Raw genomic sequence first — 19,306 nt, 5'->3', positions numbered from 1 at the left:
TATTACGTGAAAAAATATAATGAAGTACCAAAACATCAACACAAACGTGCACTCGTTCTAACCGCAAGAAAACTTGTACGATTGGTGGATGCGCTACTACGTAGTCACCAACTCTTTACGCCAGAAAGGTGCGTGAAAGTGTGACATAAAACTTGTCATCGCTACCTTTCAATTAATTTCCAGTAAATTACATGTATTACTGGTCTAGTTTCGTGATGTCTTTTTTAAATAAATAGTACTTTGATAACTAAAAATTCTGTTGTTTTTCAGTTGACATACTACCGCAGGTCTTTATATATGTTTCTTATCATCACTGTACCCAAAAGATCACTTTTATAACCTTTTAGATAGTTACTATTATTTCACATGATTCATAACATAAGATGCAAATTCTGCTGCATCTCCTTCAAAAAAAATCCCCATCTTTAAAACTTATTTGCGTTTAAATGATGGGATGCCTCATGGTCTTCTTTTATTTTTTGTTTTTTATAACTTTCATCAGCTAACATTTCTAGTTCTGCTGTTATTTCTGATTTTTCAAGCTCTCTTTCTTGCGAAAACTTCCTTGAAATATAAACAATAACACTACCAACGTACAACACAAAGCATATAATAAGTGCAGTATTTTCATAGAGACTTAGCTCCAACACAGTCACTCCTAATCCATTCGTATTTTCATGCTTCATTAATTGGAATTTCCCTACTAATCCATTTGCTATTGTAACATAAAAACACCGTTTCTTGGAATCTTTCATCCTACTAAAAGAGGCATGATTGTTTCATCATGCCTCTGAAATATGTTGAATGATTGTTTGAATTGCTTCTTTTCCATTATATTTTTTTAGAGCTGTTCTATACACTTCATTATTTTGATTTAATTCTTCGACATGCCTTATAAGAGATTTCACAGTCACATCTTCTTCATACAATACGGAAGCATATCCTTGTCTCTCAAAAGACTCCGCATTTAGTATTTGATCTCCACGACTTGCAAATTTCGATAGTGGAATTAAAACCATCGGCTTTTGCAATGTTAAAAACTCAAAAATGGCATTAGAGCCCGCACGTGAAATAACAAAATCTGTTATGGCTAATATATCTGGCAGTTCTCCGTGTACATACTCAAATTGTTTATATCCTTCTTTATTTTGTAAACTATCATCAAGATTACCTTTTCCGCAAAGGTGAACAATTTGATATTTTTTCAGAAGTTCTGGTAACGCTTCTCGAACCGTTTCATTAATTTTTTTTGCGCCCAAACTTCCTCCCATGATTGTAATAACTGGCTTTTTACGTGAAAAACCTAAAAATGCTAAACCTTTTTCACGATTTCCCTTTAGTACTTCTTCACGTACAGGAGATCCTGTATAAATTACTTTTTCTTTCGGTAAATGTTTCGCAGCTTCTTCAAATGTAACAAATATTTTTGAAGCGAAACGGAGCGCAATTTTGTTTGCTAGTCCTGGCGTCATATCAGATTCATGTAATAAAACTGGTACCCTGTTTAACCATCCTCCAATTACGACTGGTACAGATACGAAACCACCTTTTGAAAAAATTACATCTGGTTTTAGTTTTCGAATCCTTACATACGCATCCATAACACCCTTCATCACAAGAAAAGGATCTTTTATATTTTTTAAATCAAAATAACGGCGTAGCTTTCCGCTCGCAATACTATAGTACGGAATGCCTTCCTTTTCTATAATCGTTTTCTCAATTCCTTGATGAGAACCAATATAAGAAATATCCCAATTTTGTTCTTGTAAATGTGGAATGATGGCTAAATTAGGTGTTACATGCCCTGCCGAACCGCCACCTGTAAAGACTATTTTTTTCATACGTCTCCCCCTTCTAGACTATAATACACTAAAATATCTTGCCTCGGGGTGAGAAAATACCATAGCCGTTACAGACGCTTCTGGCTCCATCATAAATCCTTCCGTTAATGAAATACCTATTTCCTCTGGATGAATTAAGCGAAATAACTTTTCTTGATCTGCGAGTTCTGGACATGCTGGATAACCGAAGGACACTCGTATCCCTCTATATTTCGTACGGAAGCGTTCTTCCATCGTCAATTCTGGCGAATCTGGAATCCCCCAGCGATCGCGAATGAGCATATGTGTTTTTTCAGCAAGTCCTTCTGCTAGTTCAAGCGCTAACGATTGAATAGCATGACTGCGTAAATAATCACCTTTCGCCTTCCACTCTTCAGCAATGTCACGAACACCTTCTCCAACCGTAACAGATAGGAAAGCAACATAGTCCATCTCATCTCCAACTGGGCGTAAATAGTCACCTAAAGTACGATATGGTGCTTTTCCTTGTCTTGGGAATGTGAAACGCTCTATAACACGCGTATGATCTTCTGGATCATATATTACAATATTCTGTCCGTCGCTTTGCGCTGGGAAAAATTGATACACTGCTTTCGGTTTTAACCAAGATTGTCCTTCCTGCAATAATTCATCTATTAAATCATTTAATTCATGCGCTCTTTTATCTCCCTCTCGCAAAAGTTTCTTCACACTTCCCTTTAGGCCAAGGTGATGTCCAAGCAGCATTTGTCTATTTAGAAATGGCGCGAGATGTGAAACCGGAACATCTCTTAATACAATTCGTTTTGTTGAATCCGGCACGATAACCTCAGCCTTCGGCAATGGCTCAATTACTGCTGGAATTTCTACTTTCTTCTCTTCTTTTGTTACGATATGAAGATGACGTTCTTTTTTATCCTGCTTCATCTTCTCACGCTCTTCTTCTTTTTGAAGCTTATTAATAATATCCAGCCCCGTCATCGCATCACTCGCATAACATACGAGCCCTTTATAAGATGGCGAAATGCGATTATCTGTAAACTTTCTCGTTAACGCTGCCCCGCCTACAACAATTGGAATATCAATATCCGCCGCTTTTAAATCTTCAGCAGTCGTTACCATTTGTTGAGCCGATTTTACTAATAAACCAGAAAGACCTATAATATCAGGCTTCTTTTCTTGTACTTCTTGCACAATTCGATCCGAGCGAACATTAATTCCTAAATTAATAATCTCATATCCGTTATTTGCTAAAATAATTTCAACGAGATTTTTCCCAATATCATGCACATCACCTTTTACAGTTGCTAATAATACTTTCCCTTTTTTCGCACTGTCACTAGATTCCATATGAGGCTCTAAATAACTTACAGCTGCTTTCATACTTTCAGCACTTTGCAGTACTTCAGCAACAATCAATTCATTATTATTAAATAATCGTCCTACCTCATCCATTCCTGTCATAAGCGGACCATTAATAATATCCAAAGGTTTTCTTCCTTCTGTAAGTGCGAGACTTAAATCTTCGTGTAAACCTTGTTTCGTACCTTCTACAATGTAATTTGCGAGCCTTTCATCAAGTGTTAATGTTTCTTGGACAACAACATCTTTCTTTTTTGCCACGCGATAGAAGTTTGTAAATTTCTCCAACGTCTCTTGCGTCGTTTCAAAAAGCAATGCATCTGCAAGGCGTTTTTCTTCATCAGGAATTGACGCATAGCGCTCTAATTTTTCCGTATTTACAATCGCGTAATCTAACCCTGCTTTCGTTGCATGATATAAAAAGACGGAATTTAACACTTCGCGACCAGCTGGTGGTAAACCAAATGATATGTTACTTACACCTAAAATCGTTAAACACTCTGGTAATGCTTCTTTAATAAGGCGAATCCCTTCTATCGTCGCAGCCGCCGAGCCAATATACTCTTCATCACCTGTCCCTACAGGAAATACAAGTGCATCAAAAATAATATCTGATGGGCGTATACCATATTTCGTCGTCAATAACTCATAACTTCTTTTCGCAATTTCTAGTTTTCTTTCCGCACTTACTGCCATTCCATCTTCATCGATTGTTCCAACTACAATTGCAGCACCATATTTACGAATAAGCGGTGTCACTTTTTTAAATCGCTCTTCTCCATCTTCTAAATTAATTGAATTAATAACAGCTTTCCCTTGAATATAAGTAAGAGCTCGCTCCATCACATGTTCATCTGTTGAGTCAATCATAATCGGTACTTTTAACACTTTCGTAACCTCTGCCAAGAAGTTTTCCATATCTTCTATTTCATCGCGATCCGGGTCTGCCATACAAATATCAATAATATGAGCATTTTTCTTCACTTGCGCTCTAGCGATTTCAGCAGCCTCTTCAAATTTCCCTTCTGCTACTAATCTTTTAAATTTACGTGATCCAATAACATTTGTTCTTTCACCAACAAATAACGGTCTCATAGAGTCATCATATTGCAGTGCCTCTAATCCACTAACCCCATGTCCCGCTCTCTCTTGCTGTTCACGAGGTTTAAGAGACGTTAATGCGGATTTCATTGCTTTTATATGTTCTGGTGTTGTACCACAACAACCACCGATAATATTAACCCATCCTTCTTCTGCAAATCGCTTCACTTTCTCGGCAAGCGAGGATGGAGATTCATGATAATGTCCATCTTCATCAGGAAGACCTGCATTTGGATAACAAGAAATGTAACACTCCGATAAATCAGATAGAGAACGAATATGGTCTCTCATAAACTCCGGACCAGTCGCACAGTTTAATCCAACAGATAATGGCTTCATATGTTCTACCGATAAGTAAAAAGCCTCAATTGTTTGCCCAGCTAGAGTCGTTCCCATCGGTTCAATCGTTCCCGAAATCATGATAGGTACAACTGTATTTAGTTCATCAAAAGCCGCTTGAATTCCAATATAAGCAGCCTTCACGTTACGCATATCTTGACTCGTCTCAACGAGTAATACATCCACTTCTCCTTTCAACAATCCTCTTGCCTGCCGTGTATAAGCTTCAATTAATTCTTCAAATGTTACACCACCAGTAACACTAATCGCTTTCGTTGTCGGTCCCATTGATCCCGCAACATATACTTCCTTCCCGCTTTCTTCGACTGCTTGCTTCGCTAAACGTGCTGCCTTCTCATTTAGCTCCTCGTCTAAATGAGATAACTCATAATCACTTAGTACAATATTGGTTGCCCCAAATGTATTTGTTTCAATAATATCCGCTCCAGCTTCAATATAGGCTTTATGAATCTTTAAAATAACATCTGGTCTTGTTTCTACTAAATACTCATTACACCCTTCGTACTCCTCTCCTCCGAAATCTTCCGCAGTTAAGTCCTCTTGCTGGATCATTGTTCCCATTGCACCATCTAATAGTAAGATGTTATTTTGTAATTTTTCTTCTATACATTTCATCAATTAATACCTTCTTTCACTTCTTGCTTTTCTCTCACATATTTAACAAGATGTTCTGTAATTTCATATTTTAAAAATGGTGTAATAAGATAAATGCCGTTAAAGTATTTCATCGCCGCATCGATCAATTCTTGAGAAATACGAATCCCTTCCTCAATTGCTGCCTCTTTCGTTTCATGTCCATCCATTCTCTCTCTTACTGCTTCAGGTAAAGTAATACCGGGCACCTCAAAATGAAGAAAATCTGCATTCCGTTTACTTATTAATGGCATAATTCCAATAAAAATAGGTTGTTCTAAATGCTTTGTCGCTTCATACACTTCTTCAATTAACGCGATATCATAGATTGGCTGCGTTAAGAAATATTCTGCTCCAGCATCTATTTTCCGTTCCATTCGCTTAACCGCTGCTTTTAAATGTCTTACATGCGGGTTAAATGCACCGCCCACAGAAAACCTTGTTGCCGGTCCAATGGATTTCCCTAAAACGGAACGCCCATCGTTCATTTCTTTAATCATTTTAATGAGCTCGATAGAGGACAAATCATATACAGAAGTGGCACCTGGAAAATCACCAACGCGCGCTGGATCTCCAGTTAAAGCTAACACTTCTTCCATGCCTAACGCTGATAATCCTAGTAAATGAGATTGTAGTCCGATGACGTTATGGTCTCTACATGTTAAGTGCGTCAATACCGGAATATCATGCTTCGTTAATAATGCTCCCATTGCCATATTCGAGATACGGGGCGATGCTAATGAATTATCTGCTAGAGTAATAGCATCTGCTCCAGCTCTTTTCAATGCTCTTGCACCTTCAAAAAACCGCTGCGTATCTAACGTTTTTGGTGGATCTAATTCCACTACTACGGTCGTTTGTTTTTTTGCTTTCTCTGCTAAAGTGACATGAGCTTTTGAACGTTTCTCATGTGTATGAACTACTTTCGGTCTTTGAACCGTATCCTTTTCTATTACAGGCGTAACATTTAGAGTAGCACGTTTCATACTTTCAATATGTTCTGGAGTCGTGCCACAACAACCGCCCAATAACCGAATACCTTGCTCAATAAATTTCGGTGTCATCGCTTCAAAATAAGCTGGACTTCCCTCATATACGTATCGTCCCTCTACATAATTTGGGAGACCTGCATTTGGATATGCTGACAAGTAACCATTTTTCGGAATCGATATCATTTTAAAAGCTTCCGTCATATGAAGTGGCCCTAGTTGGCAGTTCAATCCAACAACATTTGCACCGTAATCTAAAAGTTGTTTTAATATTTCATTTACATCATTTCCATTTTGAGTCGTACCCGCCTCATGTAACGCCAATTGCGCTACAATTGGAATATTTGTTTCTTTTCGTAACACCTGGACAGCATGAAGTAATTCAAACTCATCATAAAAAGTCTCTAATAGCAGTCCATCAACCTGTTCTTCTAATAATGCACTTGCCTGTTCCAGTAACATAAATTCTCGCTCCATATCAGTTGTCGTAACCGCCCCGATATGTTTCATACCACCAATTGTGCCTAAAATTGCATTTCTGTCTGTAACAGATGCTTTCGCCAGTTTTACTGCCGCTCTATTAATTTCAGTAACTTGATTTTCTAATCCATACATACGTAATTTCGCTTCATTTGCTCCGTACGTATTTGTTTGAATCACATCTGCCCCAGCCGCTACATATTGCTTATGAATCGATACAATTAAATCTGGATCAGATATATTCAATTCTTCAAAACTACTTTGCAAACCATGTGAATGTAATAACGTCCCAACCGCACCATCACCTATTACAATTCCTTTTGATAATAAATCTAGTAATTTCACAAATCTCCCTCATTTCTATCAATATAAAAACCCCCTCTTCACTTTGAAGAGGGGGACATAATCGATCCTCCTCTTATTATGCAAAACATTCGTTTTGCAGGTATTAGCACCGTTTCAAACATTTCGTTTGAAGGTTGCCGGGTTTCACAGGGCCTTTCCCTCCACCGCTCTCAATAAGAGTTTGTCTTTATTATTTTATTTATGTAGCTAAAAGGAAATGCGTTCCCCTTTTAACAATGTTTGTTAATTTTTTTATAAATTTAGCACGCACAAATACAAAAGTCAATGACACTTGCGGAAAAATAAAAATTATTTAAAATAAAGTTGCAATTCAATTATCTTTTGTTGTAAAGTTAAAAACATAATAAAATTTCATACGAACATTCTTATCTAGAGAGGTAGAGGGACTGGCCCTATGACGCCTCAGCAACCATTAACATTTGTTAATAAGGTGCTAATTCCAGCAAATTGTGAAAGATTTGACAGATGAGAAGAAGACTCTATTCAAACCGAAAGCCTTCTTCTTAGAAGGCTTTTTTATTTTATATTCAACTAATGGTTCAATTTAAAAAGGAGGAATTTTCACATGTCAACTATCGAAACAAAATTAGCGCAAATCGGAAACCGGAGTGAAACTACAACAGGAACTATTAATCCACCTGTTTATTTTTCAACTGCTTATCGTCACGAAGGAATCGGTAAATCTACTGGATTTGATTATTCACGAACTGGAAATCCAACGCGCGGCCTATTAGAACAGGCAATCGCAGACTTAGAATGCGGTGAACAAGGTTATGCCTGTAGTTCAGGGATGGCAGCCGTTCTTCTTGTCCTTTCCCTATTCCGCTCTGGAGACGAACTTATTGTTTCTGAAGATTTATACGGTGGCACTTATCGATTATTTTCTGAGCACGAAAAAAAGTGGAACGTTCGATGTAGATACGTAAATACACAATCTATTAAACAAATTGAGCAAGCCATCACAACGAAAACGAAGGCTATTTTCATAGAAACTCCAACTAATCCATTAATGCAAGTTACCGATATTGCCGCTGTTGCAACTGTAGCGAAAAGACACGGACTACTTCTTATTGTAGACAACACATTCTACACACCTTATATACAGCAGCCATTAACAGAAGGTGCCGATATTGTACTTCATAGCGCAACGAAATATTTAGGTGGTCATAACGATGTACTAAGCGGACTTGTCGTTGCAAAAGGAAAGGAACTTTGTGAGGAAATCGCTCATTATCATAATGCCTCTGGTGCGGTCTTAAGTCCATTTGACTCATGGCTATTAATCCGTGGTATGAAAACGTTAGCGCTTCGCATGAGACAACATGAAGAAAATGCAAAAGCAGTTGTTGCTTATTTAAATGATGAGGATGGGGTGACAGATGTATTTTATCCTGGAAGAGGCGGCATGATCTCGTTTCGTCTGAAAGATGAAACATGGATTAATCCATTCTTACAATCTTTATCCTTAATTACATTTGCCGAAAGTCTTGGTGGTGTTGAAAGTTTAATGACATATCCAGCAACACAAACACACGCTGATATTCCTGAAGAAATTAGAACAGCAAACGGTGTATGTAATCGTCTTCTTCGATTTTCCGTTGGTATTGAAAATAGTAACGATTTAATTCAAGACTTAAAGCAAGCCATTAAACTTGTAAAAGAAGGTGTAAGAATATGAGTTATTCTATAGATACACTCTTACTGCACAACCAATATAAACATGACTCGCAAACAGGAGCTGTTAACGTTCCCATCTATAACACATCAACATTTCACCAATTTGATGTAGATACGTTCGGGAAATATGACTATAGCAGGTCAGGCAATCCAACTCGTGAAGCTCTTGAAGACATCATTGCTTTATTAGAAGGCGGAACAAAAGGATTTGCCTTCGCATCAGGAATTGCAGCGATTTCTACTGCATTCCTCCTCCTTTCACAAGGTGATCACGTACTCATTTCAGAAGACGTATACGGAGGAACTTATCGAATGATAACTGAAGTTCTCTCCCGTTACGGTGTTTCACATACATTTGTTGATATGACCAATTTAGAAGAAATAAAGCAAAACATTAAGCCAAATACAAAACTCTTTTATGTAGAAACACCTTCCAATCCACTTTTAAAAGTGACAGATATTCGTGCTGTTTCTAAACTTGCAAAATCTATTGGCGCCCTTACTTTTGTTGATAATACATTTTTGACACCACTATTCCAGAAACCACTTGACCTTGGCGCTGATGTCGTTCTTCATAGTGCCACAAAATTCATTGCCGGTCATAGTGATGTTACTGCCGGATTAGCAGTTGTAAAAAATACTGATCTCGCTCAAAAACTTGGCTTTTTACAAAATTCATTCGGCGCTATTCTAGGCCCGCAAGATTGTTCTCTCGTACTTCGTGGTCTAAAAACATTGCATGTACGTCTTGAGCATTCAGCTGCTAATGCCAATAAAATTGCACACTATTTACAAGAGCACGCTAAAGTTCAAAATGTCTATTATCCAGGATTACAAACACATCTTGGATTTAACATTCAACAATCTCAAGCTACATCAGCAGGAGCTGTCCTATCTTTCACTTTACAATCAGAAGACGCACTTCGCCAATTTTTATCAAAAGTAAAATTACCTGTCTTTGCGGTTAGTTTAGGGGCTGTCGAATCGATCCTTTCCTACCCAGCTAAAATGTCACATGCAGCACTATCGCAAGAAGCTCGTGATGAAAGAGGGATTTCAAATTCATTACTTCGGCTATCCGTCGGTCTTGAAAATGTTGACGATTTAATATCCGATTTTGAAAATGCCCTTTCTTATGTAGAAGAGCCTGTAAATGCATAGAGCGAAAAGAAGATATGAAATTAAATTTTCATATCTTCTTTTTATGTTTTCGATTATACTTTTTACTTTTCGTATAGTTCATAAAAAAAGAAAGAGTACACCCATTTCCAAGTAATGAATTAATTGATATATTAAGAAGTAAAAAAGGGGCAAAAATAATGGATACTTGTGCAGATATTTTAATCGTTATCGATCTACAAAATGGAGTATGTTATAGCGAAGAACATTTATTTGACTTACAAAATTTACTTACAAAAGTAAATAAAAGAATTTCTTCATACAGAAAATCAAATAAACCAATTCTTTTCGTTCAACATTGTGATGATGATTTAGTACCTGAAAAAGAACTTTGGGCTATTCATTCAGATTTAGATGTTCAAAAACAAGATTTTTTTGTAAGAAAAACACATGCCAATTCTTTTTATAACACAAACTTGAAAGAGATTTTAGATCAATTATCTGTACATCGTATTGAATTTTGTGGTGCCCAAACAGAGTACTGTATGGATACCACGATTAAATTTGCCCATGGACTAGGGTACGAAAACTTCATGTTCCAGAAAGCAACCTCTACGTTAAATAATCCATTTATGTCCGCAAAAGAGACAATTGATTTTTATGAAAATATATGGAACCACAGATTTTTAAAATTGATGAAAGATGAAATCTAGAATACATAACTAACATCTTGGTAATTCTAAGATTTATCAGCTATATTCAAACATTTCATTTTCACCATAAAGAAGCTGACTACATTCGGCTTCTTTTCTTTTAACCTGTTTTATATTCTATATATAACATTATAATTCCTTTGTCATATTATTTTAAAAATTTCGTATATTCATTTGAAAGAATAAGAAAATCATGATAAAATTGTGTTACAAATATATCTATATCTTTCAATTTTTAAAACGCATCGAAATTTTCACCCAAAAATGTCATTTTACAAAACCGTGCTAAATTATCTACTTTATTTACATCAGGGTCTCTTTTCTTACAATTTCTTTACTTTAGGAATGTTTTTCTGCAACAACTGTTTTCTTTTCTTTAATTTTTTGGTATGTATAGTATGGTATAACAGCTCACACGGAGGTGGAAAAGAACATGTTAGAAACCTTTCAAAAAGAAATAGAACTATATGAAAGCAATGCAGAATTATTGAAAGTACTTGCTCATCCTGTTCGCTTATGTATTGTAAAAGGATTAATTGAACGCGGTCCAAGCAACGTTTCTACAATGTACACTGGCTTAAACATGCCACAATCTACAATTTCACAGCATTTAGCAAAGTTAAAAAGTGCTAAAATCGTTTCAAGTGAAAGAAAAGGATTGGAAATTTATTACAAAGTAGAAAACGAGACAATTATTCAACTCGTTCGCGTATTATTGGGTTAGGGACTCATAGACAGAAAAAAAGGATGTATTTTTCATCTCATATCTTTAATATAAATATATATCATGAGAGGAAATATATGATGCTACATAAGTCGTATTAAAAAACAAGACACAGAACTATGCTGTGTCTTGTTTTTTATATTTTCAAATACCGATCCAAGTGTAACTGTTGCATATGTTTCGTATGTATAACAACATCACATGCACTCCCTAATCCTCCGCTCAAAATCATAGAATGAACTGCACGATTTTGTTTTTGAATTTCAGAAAAAGGATCCCGATCTTGATGATTCGTAAGCAGCTCTAGTATTCCTGCTGCTAACAAAAACTCAGATTGTTTCTTATGCCATACCATATTCATACCTTGCAGGCTAAACATTTCTTTCAGTTCGTCCCAATGAATATGAGTAGTAAGATCCATTTCACCTGGATACGCTAAAGGATTACGAATTAACTTATGCTCATAATATCCTCGTAAACTACCTTCTTGATGTGCAGGATGCATCCATTCTTCTTTTGTATATCCATAATCAACTGTAATACATACACCTCGTTGAAACCATTTCGCAATTTCTTTTATATATTCTTCCATCGCAATCGGCACTTCAAACCGCTGTCCTTCAGCAAGATGAATATTATATTTCAATAAGTATCGGCCAATTGTTTTATGTAATGGCCTACATACTTCTGCAAGTTTCCCTTCCTCTGTGTACGTAACACGTACTTCATACAATATTCCATTTCTCTTCTCAATTACTTCAACAGGAAATGCATCAAATAACTCATTCGAAAAAAGAATCCCTTCAAACGATTCTCCCATTTCATTATGCGATCTATAATATGACACATTAGAAAACGAACAAAGAGTCTTTTGCTGCAATTTTCTATGAAAAGGGCTCATTTCAATCATTGAATAGTTTAAATCAATAAAGGTTTCCGGTGATAATTGCTTCCATTCTTGTAAAACATCATAAGCAAACCTTCCTGTCCCCCCACCAATCTCACAAATATGTGGAGTAACTTCACCATTTTCAACAAGACGAATAAAAAACTTAGCAAAAGTTTTTGCAAACACAGAGGATACGTTGCTACTTGTAAAAAAATCCCCTTGTCTTCCTATTTTTTCACGTTCTTTCATATAATATCCATGTTCCTCTGCATATAATGCGAGGTTCATATATGTACTGTATGAAATTGAATAATCCTTTTCTTTTTCCATCCATTCTTTTAAAATGAGCTCCATCCCCATACTAGCTCCTTACTGTAAAAATGGATTATTTTCTTTTTCAAAACCAATGCTTGTTTCTGGACCATGTCCACATAACACCGCTGTTTCATCAGGTAATACAAATAATTTCTCTTCAATACTTCCAATCAACTCTGCAAAACTTCCACCAGGTAAATCTGTTCTTCCAATACTCATTTGGAATAATACATCTCCAGAAAATACAGCATTCGCCTCTTTACAGTAATAAGAAATACTGCCTGGAGAATGTCCTGGTGTCTCAAAAATTTCAAAGTTAAATGAACCAATTGCTAATGCACCTTCTGCATCAATAATATGATCAGCTGGTTTTGCTGTAATGCTGCGATTCATCATAAAGATTTGAGAACCATTTACAGTTGCATCGCCTAACCAATCTGCTTCTTCTTTATGTACGTACACAGGAATATGAAAAGCGTCTCTTACCGCATCAACAGCACCAATATGATCAAAGTGAGCATGTGTTAATAAAACAGCCAGTGGCTTTAATTGTTCTTCTTGTAAATATGTAACGAGCTTCTCTCCTTCGTGACCAGGATCAAAGATAATACACTCATTTTGCTCATTCGTTAAAATATAAGCATTTGTTTGTAATGGGCCTAACGGCATTTGTATCCATTTCATATGAAAATCTCCTCCAATTATTAAACTTACTTTCAATGATACAACATTTTTTTCTCTTAGGAAAAGAAAGGATGCTATCTCGACAATCATTTTTAAAACATGTACAATATAAAAGAGTAAATATTCCAAAAACTCATATTAAGGAATGGGTAGACAGAGGAGGATATTGTATGGGCCTTGTTATTATTTTTACGCTTGTCACTCTGTTAGCTGTATTTGCTACGCTTAGAACACTTCGCGAAAAGAATTTTCTCGCGGGCGGCTTTGCAATTGCAACTGTACTCGTTTTCGGATGGTTTACAATCATGACTGTTCTATATAACGGGTACCCACCAGCAGCTTAATTCATTTACATGCTCGTCTTCATCAAGATTTCGCACAAAAAGAGGAAGGGTTTCCCCTTCCTCTTTTCATACTTCACAACTTATATCATCTTCGCTTCGTATTTGTGCTTTTTTACAAGCCAAGCTCCTCCGATAACACCTGCATCATTACCAAGTGTTGCAATAGCTAACTTCGTGCTCTTTACAGCACGTGAGAAAGCATATTGCTCAAAATAGCGTTGAATTGGTTCTAAAAGTGCATCTCCAGCTTTAGAAACGCCTCCGCCAATAACAATTTTCTCTGGGTTCAACGTGCTAGAAAGGTTCGCTACAGCTAATCCTAAATAAGAAGCTACCTTTTCTACTACTTCGCCTGCTAGTTCATCACCTTGTCCATGTGCTTCAAATACGTCTTTTGATGTGATACGTCCTTCTTCTGCTAACATAGAACGTAGAATACTTTCTTTATCAGTCTCTTGTATTTTTTGCATAGCAACACGCACAATACCTGTTGCAGATGCTACAGTTTCTAGGCAACCAGACTTCCCGCAATTACATGGGAAAGCATTCTCTGTAACGACTGTAATGTGTCCGATTTCACCAGCAGCACCGCTTACGCCGTGTACAATCTCTCCATTGGCAATTACACCGCCGCCAACACCAGTGCCAAGCGTCATACAAATTAAATCTTTTGCTCCTTCACCAGCACCTTTCCACATTTCACCAAGCGCTGCTAAGTTCGCATCATTATCAATCACAACAGGTAATCCTGTTTCTACTTCTAATAAATCTTTTAACGGATAGTTCTTCCATCCTAAGTTAACCGCTTCATAAATCATTCCAGACGCCACGTGTACAGGGCCAGGAGCTCCCATACCAATACCGATTAACTTACTTTTTAATTCGCCTAACTCTTCTAACTTTTTATCAATAGCTTTCGCTACATCAAGTGTAATATGTTTTCCTTGCTCATTTATATTCGTAGGGATTTCCCACTTATGTAAAATTTCACCGTATACATTAATAAATGCTAATTTAATCGTTGTACCACCGAGGTCAACACCAACTAACCATTTCTCTTCCATGTTACTTACCTACCTTTATCTAATTCTTATTTAGCTCTTTTTGAATTTCTTGCTTCAATAAAAATAAAGCTGTTTGATAGTCTTGTGAATCGATTAGCTGTGATTGATTTAATTCACGCAATTCATCTTGCATTAATTGTAAATCTGCAATTCGATCTCCCGTATAAATAATCGTACCAAATTTCTTTAGCAATTGCTGAATATCATATATAGATAACATTTCATCACCCTCTATGCTCACTTACTATAAAAAATTATAATAAGAAAACGTTCACATATTTTATTATAATCAAGAAGAAAAAGTCTCGTCAATTTTTATTTGTCTATACAAGCCCATTTTTAACCATTGTTCCTTTTTCTGTAATAATTTTTTCTATATTTTTATCAAACGGCTCTATTGGAATATGGTCTACCATTTGAAAACTATAAGCTAATGATAGCGTTTTCCCTTTATAATGCATGAGATAACGATCATAATAGCCACCACCATATCCAATCCGTTCTCCTCGCTCTGTATAAGCTACACCTGGTACAATTTGAAGATCAATTTCATCTGCATTCACTTCTTCCGTAAGCGCTGGAATTGGCTCACGTAAATTCATATACACTGTTTCCAATTGATCAAAATTACTAATTTGCCTAAAGGACATTGTTCTTGTTTCTTTATTACACTTCGGAACAACAACTTTCTTTCCTTCTTCCCAAGCTTTTTCGATAATAGGATATGTATTCACTTCATTTTCCATTGAAAGAGTGATTCCAATTGTTTTAGCTTCAGCCCACTCTTTTTGTGCATACAACGAAAATGCAATTTGCTCTGATAAAGTTGTATACCGTTCTTTTGATAAAGAATTCATGTGCTCTATTATTTGTTTACGTAAACGTAGTTTCTCTTCTCTCACACATTTTCCCCCTCACAGTGATACTTTGCTCTACGATGATAGTGTATCACTTTTAAGAGAGGAATCGAATAAAAAAAGAAACAGTAGGAAAATATTCCTACTGCTTACTTTGTTTCACGGTGTAACGTAGACTTCTTGTCACGCTTGCAATACTTTTTAAGCTCGATACGCTCAGCGTTGTTACGTTTGTTTTTCTTTGAGATATAGTTACGATCTCCGCATTCTGTACATGCTAGAGTAATATTCACACGCATTCTTATTTCCCTCCAGTACTAATAACTTAAATCAGACTATACTATAATACCACTTTTAAAATAAAAATTCTACACCTTTTGATATTGTCTAATTTTTTCTATAAGATTTTTCATGTTTTCCCTTGCTATTACTGGGTTTCTAGCATGTGAATACACTAAAAATTTCGGTTGTTTTGTGTCAGAAACGATATAAGACCACTCTTTTTCGGTATATTTGAACTGTACTCCTTCAAATATGCCTTCTTCCTTCCTTTCGATATCAGCCAATAATTTCCTCATCACCTTCCCTTTTTCATTCCACGAACATACAACTTCATCACAAAGTAAATAAAGCGGCGGGGATTGCTCTACTATGCTGAGAAAGGTTTTTCCCTGCAATGCTATTAACTCGAATAATTTTCCAATTCGATATAAAATATCTCGCTTCCATCTCGCTTGAAACGATTTTTTTTCATCCTGCGTATAAAATAGAAGATAACATTCTCCTAATTTCAAAGACATTGGGTAAATATTTCCTGCCGATTCCAGTAATAAATCTGGAATATCAATCTCTTCAAAATCCGTCCCTTGGTAAATATTACTATGATTATCATATAACTCGAAATAATTTCCTTGCTCTGAAAACATAAGCGCCATATTTGCTTTACTTGATTTCATTAAAGCTTTCACATGATCCTTTTGTTCACCAGCATAAATCCACGTAACTGTGCATCCGAGTCTTTGCAAAAAGAGCATAAGCAAATGTTGTAACATATCATTTCTCTTATTAATAAGAAGATGGAACTTCTGTTTTTTTATTTTCTCAATATCAATACGCTCTAATACAGCCTCTATATAATTATGTAAAGAAACGTGTACTAGCTTATTCCGCCCCATTTCCTTCTCACATACGTAATAAAACGACTCAGACATATACACTTGTTCTATCGCTTTTTGCTGCTTATACGTTAACTGTGCCCCATCCTTACCATACAACTTTATAACAATCTCTTTTTCTTTTTCCGCTTGAATGAAAACCCCGCCCGCACATTGCAAATCTTGAATGCTGTACTGAAAAAGTGATTCGTTCATTTCTTTGCATTCCATCGTATGAATCCCAATACCATGAATTGCATGAAGAAAAAGATTTTTATAAGAAGTCGTTTCTATATGTTCTTGACTCCCGATTAATATACTTTCCCCTTTTGTAAAAAGAGATCCGTACGCCATCGCAACCTTTACAATAAATTGAGGCGTAATCTCCACATTACCTCTTCCTACAATGCGGCTTTTTTGCAACCATCCTGCACTCTTCTCACTTTCTTGAACACCAGCCGATCCTACTACCGAATGACTATCAATCGCCTTATATGGCCATAGTTTTCCCTTTTGCTTAATTACCGTACTTTTCCCTATATGACAATGGTCCGCTACAATGCTTTTTTGAAACAATGTAACATCATCTTCCACCATTGTATGTTCTCCTATTGTCGTTTCTAGTAACTCACAATATTTCCCAATGTGCACATTTGCAAAAATAATACTCTTTTGAAGATGAGAATAACTTGAAACAACACTATTTTTCCCGATAATAGAGTATGGCTCAATTACAGATCCAGCACCAATTCTTACTCCTTCACCAATAAAAGAAGGACCGTGAATTTTCGTTCCTTTTCCAATCGTTACCCCTTCTCCCATCCATACCATCGGTAATACTTCCGTATACGGGATAGGTACTTGCAATTTTTTCGTTAACAAATCAAATTGTGCTTGTCGATATTGATCAAATGTACCGATATCTAACCAGTAACCTTCTGACAAATATGCAAATAATGCGTTCTTATTTGCCAATAACGGAAACACATCTTGACTAAAATCAAAAAATTCTCGGGGCGGTATGTAAGAAAAAATTTCTGGCTCCATAATATATATACCTGTATTCACAATATTAGAGACTACTTCATTCCAACTCGGTTTTTCTATGTATCGTGTAACCTCTTGTTCTTTGTTCATTACAACTAAACCAAATGAGAGTGGATTTTCTACTTCCTTTACAAACATAGTTACCGTTCTTTTCTTTTGTTTATGAAACGTAATTCCTTCTGATAATTGAAAATCAGTTAACGCATCCCCACTTATGACAACAAACGGTTCATCCAAAAATTTTTCCGCTTGTTTAATACTCCCTGCAGTTCCAAGCGGTGGAGAGTCTTCAAAGTAGTACAAGTTAACGCCCCATTTGCTACCGTCACCAAAATATTGCTTAATAGCTGTACTCATATACTGAACAGTAATTGCAATCTCACGTATACCATGCTGACGCAATAATTCAATGTTGTATTCTAAAACTGGCTTTTCTAATAATGGCAACATCGGCTTTGGAGTATTACATGTTAATGGTCTAAGGCGTCGTCCTTTTCCTCCAGCTAAAATAACCCCCTTCATATACTTCAGCCTCCACTTATATAATGTTCAGTAACTTCATATACGATATGTATATTATCTACCCAGCATTAACTAGCAGTATAAAATAAAGTGAAACTTTAATCAGTGGAGGTTTTCTTCATCCCCTACTGATTATTAGCCTTGACCAATCGGGCCGACAGGCAGTAAAGTTCCCCTTATATACATTCACCTTTCAACAACTGAAGAAAGCGCTTACTATTAACTTTTAAAATATTACTTAATAAGCGAATAACATATACGCCCTATTTTTTCCATTATATTATGATACATCTTATCATCATAAACTAAAGGAAACAACGAGCTTTTTTTGTCATGTTTTGACTAAAAAAAGCAGGTGATGTTTCACCTGCTTTTTTCTTTATTCATTTAATAAGTAATGCTTTCCCTTTACTAAATAAAAAACATTTTCAGCAATATTTGTAATATGGTCTGCTACACGTTCGATATATCTCGCTACAAAGGATAATTGTGTAATTTGTGTAATTGCTTCTGGTTGTTCTGGAACTGCAGATATAAATTCACGAATCGCTTTCCCATATATTTCATCAACAGAATCATCCATTTCGGCAATTTGCTTCGCAAAAGTTAAATTTTCTTGCTCATATGCATCTAGCGCTAACTGTAACATCTTATTTGCAATCGCAAACATCTCATCAAGATTGTGCAAACTAACAGACACGTCTTTTTCCCCGAGACGAATGGTTGATTTCGCAATATTAACAGCATGATCTGCAATCCGTTCTAAATCTGTCGCTGTTTTAATTGAAATGAAAATCCTTCTTAAATCACTCGCTACAGGTTGCTGCTTCGTAATGAGCATAAGCGCAAGATCATTTATTTCCTCTTCTAAATTATCCATACGATAATCACCATCTATTACCTCTAACGCTTTCTCTACATCCTTTTTATGAAGCCCTTCCATAGCAAGCAATAAAGCTTCTCTCGCTAGTTCACCAAGCTCAATCACTTTTTGCTGTAACGTTTTTAAATCACATTGAAATTGTTCTCGTACCATTGTTTCTTCCCCCTTAATATTATGTGCCACTATATATAACTCTCCTACCT

17 protein-coding genes, 1 pseudogene and 2 riboswitches are annotated in these 19,306 nt (G+C 36.1%); of the genes and pseudogenes, 6 read left to right on the top strand and 12 right to left on the bottom strand.

Features of this window, described 5'->3' with window-relative positions:
• Nucleotides 1-144 (top strand): annotated as a pseudogene (locus tag PDQ33_RS04975) (IS110 family transposase); the annotation flags it as partial.
• A gap of 281 nt (nucleotides 145-425) precedes the next feature.
• On the opposite strand, the gene PDQ33_RS04970 reads toward PDQ33_RS04975, so the two are convergent.
• The 4 genes from PDQ33_RS04970 to PDQ33_RS04955 form a co-directional block, all read right to left on the bottom strand.
• The gene (locus PDQ33_RS04970; RefSeq protein ID WP_270754963.1) at nucleotides 426-686 is read right to left on the bottom strand and encodes a DUF3966 domain-containing protein; all 261 of its coding nucleotides are present in this window, start codon (nucleotides 684-686) and stop codon (nucleotides 426-428) included.
• 96 nt (nucleotides 687-782) lie between these two features.
• Nucleotides 783-1,841: an undecaprenyldiphospho-muramoylpentapeptide beta-N-acetylglucosaminyltransferase gene (gene murG / locus PDQ33_RS04965; protein WP_071741837.1), complete on the bottom strand. Its 1,059-nt coding sequence runs from the start codon at nucleotides 1,839-1,841 to the stop codon at nucleotides 783-785.
• A gap of 18 nt (nucleotides 1,842-1,859) precedes the next feature.
• Nucleotides 1,860-5,258 carry a methionine synthase gene (gene metH / locus PDQ33_RS04960; RefSeq protein ID WP_270754881.1) on the bottom strand — a complete coding sequence of 1,133 codons (3,399 nt, stop codon included), beginning with the start codon at nucleotides 5,256-5,258 and terminating at the stop codon, nucleotides 1,860-1,862.
• On the bottom strand, nucleotides 5,258-7,090 hold the full coding sequence (locus tag PDQ33_RS04955; protein ID WP_000770344.1) for a bifunctional homocysteine S-methyltransferase/methylenetetrahydrofolate reductase: 1,833 nt from the start codon (nucleotides 7,088-7,090) through the stop codon (nucleotides 5,258-5,260). The genes metH and PDQ33_RS04955 overlap by 1 nt, the downstream gene beginning before the upstream one ends.
• 70 nt (nucleotides 7,091-7,160) lie before the next feature.
• A riboswitch (SAM riboswitch) is annotated at nucleotides 7,161-7,270 on the bottom strand.
• Nucleotides 7,271-7,473: 203 nt separating this feature from the next.
• Nucleotides 7,474-7,583, top strand: a riboswitch (SAM riboswitch).
• 93 nt (nucleotides 7,584-7,676) lie between these two features.
• Here PDQ33_RS04955 and metI point away from each other — a divergent pair.
• From metI to PDQ33_RS04935, 4 genes are all read left to right on the top strand, one after another.
• Nucleotides 7,677-8,789, top strand: a complete 1,113-nt coding sequence (metI, locus tag PDQ33_RS04950; protein WP_270754882.1) for a cystathionine gamma-synthase/O-acetylhomoserine thiolyase — start codon at nucleotides 7,677-7,679, stop codon at nucleotides 8,787-8,789.
• Entirely contained in the window at nucleotides 8,786-9,949 is a 1,164-nt protein-coding gene (metC, locus tag PDQ33_RS04945; RefSeq protein ID WP_061132154.1) for a cystathionine beta-lyase, read from the top strand. The genes metI and metC overlap by 4 nt, the downstream gene beginning before the upstream one ends.
• Nucleotides 9,950-10,107: 158 nt before the next feature.
• Nucleotides 10,108-10,620 carry a cysteine hydrolase family protein gene (locus PDQ33_RS04940; protein WP_000379161.1) on the top strand — a complete coding sequence of 171 codons (513 nt, stop codon included), beginning with the start codon at nucleotides 10,108-10,110 and terminating at the stop codon, nucleotides 10,618-10,620.
• A gap of 433 nt (nucleotides 10,621-11,053) precedes the next feature.
• Nucleotides 11,054-11,344, top strand: a complete 291-nt coding sequence (locus PDQ33_RS04935) for an ArsR/SmtB family transcription factor (RefSeq protein ID WP_000894375.1) — start codon at nucleotides 11,054-11,056, stop codon at nucleotides 11,342-11,344.
• A gap of 136 nt (nucleotides 11,345-11,480) precedes the next feature.
• Here the strand turns inward: PDQ33_RS04935 and PDQ33_RS04930 are convergent, their stop codons facing one another.
• Both PDQ33_RS04930 and PDQ33_RS04925 read right to left on the bottom strand, forming a co-directional pair.
• Nucleotides 11,481-12,593, bottom strand: a complete 1,113-nt coding sequence (locus PDQ33_RS04930) for a class I SAM-dependent methyltransferase (protein WP_061132153.1) — start codon at nucleotides 12,591-12,593, stop codon at nucleotides 11,481-11,483.
• 9 nt (nucleotides 12,594-12,602) lie between these two features.
• Complete coding sequence (locus tag PDQ33_RS04925) at nucleotides 12,603-13,232, bottom strand: MBL fold metallo-hydrolase (protein WP_000871248.1); 630 nt, start codon at nucleotides 13,230-13,232, stop codon at nucleotides 12,603-12,605.
• A 170-nt stretch (nucleotides 13,233-13,402) separates the two neighbouring features.
• Between PDQ33_RS04925 and PDQ33_RS04920 the strand changes: the two genes are divergently transcribed.
• Nucleotides 13,403-13,576, top strand: coding sequence for a DUF2759 domain-containing protein (locus tag PDQ33_RS04920; protein ID WP_000524853.1), 174 nt, complete (start codon nucleotides 13,403-13,405; stop codon nucleotides 13,574-13,576).
• 80 nt (nucleotides 13,577-13,656) lie between these two features.
• Here PDQ33_RS04920 and glcK read toward each other — a convergent pair whose 3' ends face one another.
• The 6 genes from glcK to phoU form a co-directional block, all read right to left on the bottom strand.
• Nucleotides 13,657-14,640, bottom strand: coding sequence for a glucokinase (gene glcK, locus PDQ33_RS04915; RefSeq protein ID WP_061132152.1), 984 nt, complete (start codon nucleotides 14,638-14,640; stop codon nucleotides 13,657-13,659).
• A 19-nt stretch (nucleotides 14,641-14,659) separates the two neighbouring features.
• Complete coding sequence (locus PDQ33_RS04910; protein WP_000949156.1) at nucleotides 14,660-14,860, bottom strand: YqgQ family protein; 201 nt, start codon at nucleotides 14,858-14,860, stop codon at nucleotides 14,660-14,662.
• A 103-nt stretch (nucleotides 14,861-14,963) separates the two neighbouring features.
• Nucleotides 14,964-15,542, bottom strand: a complete 579-nt coding sequence (locus PDQ33_RS04905; protein ID WP_061132151.1) for a 5-formyltetrahydrofolate cyclo-ligase — start codon at nucleotides 15,540-15,542, stop codon at nucleotides 14,964-14,966.
• 104 nt (nucleotides 15,543-15,646) lie between these two features.
• On the bottom strand, nucleotides 15,647-15,796 hold the full coding sequence (gene rpmG / locus PDQ33_RS04900; RefSeq protein WP_001265616.1) for a 50S ribosomal protein L33: 150 nt from the start codon (nucleotides 15,794-15,796) through the stop codon (nucleotides 15,647-15,649).
• A 69-nt stretch (nucleotides 15,797-15,865) separates the two neighbouring features.
• Nucleotides 15,866-18,220, bottom strand: a complete 2,355-nt coding sequence (locus PDQ33_RS04895; protein ID WP_061132150.1) for a sugar phosphate nucleotidyltransferase — start codon at nucleotides 18,218-18,220, stop codon at nucleotides 15,866-15,868.
• 379 nt (nucleotides 18,221-18,599) lie between these two features.
• Complete coding sequence (gene phoU, locus PDQ33_RS04890) at nucleotides 18,600-19,256, bottom strand: phosphate signaling complex protein PhoU (protein ID WP_061132149.1); 657 nt, start codon at nucleotides 19,254-19,256, stop codon at nucleotides 18,600-18,602.
• Nucleotides 19,257-19,306: the final 50 nt, after the last annotated feature.

The organism is Bacillus cereus group sp. Bc031 (assembly GCF_027716265.1).
Lineage (GTDB): Bacteria > Bacillota > Bacilli > Bacillales > Bacillaceae_G > Bacillus_A > Bacillus_A paranthracis.
This window is presented reverse-complemented; position numbering and strand designations above follow the sequence as displayed.